At 78.8% G+C, this 2518-nt stretch carries 3 protein-coding genes; 2 read left to right on the top strand and 1 reads right to left on the bottom strand.

Annotation, left to right across the window (positions count from 1 at the left end; all coding sequences use genetic code 11):
• On the top strand, positions 1-917 hold a 917-nt coding region (locus ACXJKA_RS19875), incomplete at its 5' end, for a hypothetical protein (RefSeq protein WP_456826922.1).
• Positions 914-1957: an FHA domain-containing protein gene (locus ACXJKA_RS19870; RefSeq protein ID WP_456826921.1), complete on the top strand. Its 1044-nt coding sequence runs from the start codon at positions 914-916 to the stop codon at positions 1955-1957. The genes ACXJKA_RS19875 and ACXJKA_RS19870, both read left to right, overlap by 4 nt.
• A gap of 188 nt (positions 1958-2145) precedes the next feature.
• Here the strand turns inward: ACXJKA_RS19870 and ACXJKA_RS19865 are convergent.
• Positions 2146-2518 (bottom strand): hypothetical protein (locus ACXJKA_RS19865; RefSeq protein ID WP_456826920.1); only part of this gene is annotated, 373 nt, incomplete at its 5' end.

Below are 2518 nucleotides of genomic sequence, written 5' to 3'. Positions count from 1 at the left end.
GGCGCCCGGCGGCGCCCGCGTCGGCGACGCTGGCAGGCCCGGCGCTCGGGTTCGCGGCCGGCGTGCTGCTCATCGACCCGGCCGACGGCCCGACCGGCCGGCTGGCCGTCACGGTCGGGCTGGTCGTCGCCACCGTCGTCGCCGGCGTCCGGGTGGTCGCCACCCGGGCGTCCCGTGCGGGTGCCGACGACGCCGGCGTGGTCCTCGTCGCCGTCGCGATCGCGGCGGGCGTCCAGTCGGCGGTGCTGCTGGCCGCGCTGCCGCCCGTCGTCGCGGCCGCCGTGCTCGTCGGGATCGCGCCGCTGGGGCTGCGGATCCTGCCGACCCTCGCGCTGAGCGTCCCCGACGAGCAGCTGATCGACCTCGCGCACGTGTCGCGGACCGCCGCCTCGGTGCGTGCCCAGCGCCCCCGCGCGCTCGGGCGCGTGAACGAGCGGCAGGTCGGCCTCACCGTGGCGCACGCCGAGCGACGCAAGGCCACTGCCACCGTCGTCCTGTCGGCGGTGCCGCCCGCGCTCCTGCCCGTGGTGCTGGTGTCGGTGTCGCCGGGGACGGTGCCGTGGGTCGGCGCGCTCGCCCTGTCGGCCTGCGTCGTCCTCGCCCTGGTCCTCGGTCCCCGGTCCGCGCGCGGCGCGGTCGGGCGGTGGGTGCCGCGCGTCGCGGCCTCCGTCGTCCTCGTCGAGCTCGCCGTGAGCGCCCCCGCGGACGCCTCGTGGCTCGTGCCGGTCGCGGTGGCGGCCCTGGCGCTCGTCGCTGGGATGACGGCCCTGTCGATCGTCCTGGGGCGTGGCTGGCAGTCCGTCGTCGCGTCTCGGCTGGCGGACGCGCTCGAGGGCCTTGCCGTGGTGCTGGCGCTGCCGGCCGCCGCCGTGGCGGCCGACGTGATCGAGACCTTGCGGAAGGTGACGTCCGGATGAGCGTGCAGACCGAACAGGCGTGCGCTGCGTGCGGGAAGCCCCTGCGGCCCGGCGCGCGCTTCTGCACGGCCTGCGGGACGGCGGTCGCCGCCTCCGTGGTGGTCGTCCAGGCGCAGCCCGTCGCTGCCGGTGCGACGCCAGGACAGGGTCGACGGGCGGCGCGAGGCCCTGCGCCCGCCGCTGCGGTGCCGCTCGGCGCGGCTTTCGACGGCGTCCGCGCAGCCCGGGTGGGCCAGCGGCTCCTCGCGTTCCTCGTCGACACCGTCTGCGTCGCGCTCGTGAGCGGTGTCGTGCTCGCGCTCAGCGGCAGCGCCGTGCTCGCGGCGCTCGCGGCCGCCGAGCTCGTCATCGGCATCGTCGTGTGGGAGGCCCGGACCGGCCGGACCTTCGGCAACGTGCTGCTCGGCCTGCGCGCCGCGCGCCAGGAGACGCCGTACGCGCCCGGGATGGCCCGCGGTGTGCCGCGCGCGCTGGTCCTCGCCGCGGCCCACCTCGTGGCCGGCGTCGGGCAGTGGCTGGTGGTCGGGTCTTCGGGCTTCGACAAGAGCGGGCGCGGCCAGGCGTGGCACGACCACGTCGGTCGGTCCGTGGTCGTCGACGTCCGCGGCCCGCGCGCGGCGATCGCTGCGCTCGCGGAGCCTGGCGCGACCGTGACCACCGCCGCGCCGCCGCCCCCGGCTCCGGCGGCGGTCGTGGTGCCGACGTCGTACCTGGTCACCCTCGACACCGGCCAGACCATGAGCGTGAGCGGTCCGGGCCTGGTGGGCCGTTCCCCGCAGGTGGTGCCCGGGGAGCGCTGCGACCACGTCATCGCGATCGACGACCCCGAGCGCAGCCTGTCGCGCACCCACGCGCGCTTCGGCATCGACCGCGGCGGGTTCTGGGTGGCCGACGCCGGCTCCGGCAACGGGACGGTCGTCGTGCTGCCCAGCGGGCAGTCCGTCCCCGCGGCCCCCGAGCAGCGCGTCGTCGTCCCCTCCGGGTCGACCGTGCGCATCGGCGACCGCTCGTTCACCGTCCGGGCGGTCGCCCCGCGCTGACCCGAGCCGCGCGGCGAGCCGTCGAGGGCGTGTCCCGCGCCGACCGGGCCGATTCCGCGTCCAGGGCTGGCACGCGGCGCGCCCGAGGAATCGGCCCGGGTCGGCGCGGACGACCGCGGCCGCCCACCTCGAGGGGTGGGCGGCCGCGGCTCTCGCGCACGCGCCGGCGTCAGCCGCCGGCCCGGGACTCACCAGCCGTCGTCGGCGCCGTCCGTCTCCGGGACCGCGCTGAGCACCGGTCCGTCCTCGCGGGAGCCGGCCTTGGCGCCCGCGCCCAGGGTGGGGGCGGAGCCGTCCTCGTCCTCCAGGCCGAGGTCGGGTGCCATGTAGCCGAGCGCAGTGCGCTTCTTGCCCTTCGACGACCCGCCGCCGCCGGCCCCACCCGCGCCGCCGGCCATCATCGACCCGCCGCGCGAGCCAGCCGCGGTCCCCGCCGCACCGGTCTGCGAGCCCGAGAGCACGGACGCTCCGCCGGTGGTGCCGGTGGCGGACGCGGCGGACCCGCTCGCCCCGACGCCGCCGCCGAGCGCGCCGCCGGCTCCGCCGCGGCCGCCGCCGATC

It is taken from the genome of Cellulomonas sp. P5_E12 (assembly GCF_054049315.1).
This window is presented reverse-complemented; position numbering and strand designations above follow the sequence as displayed.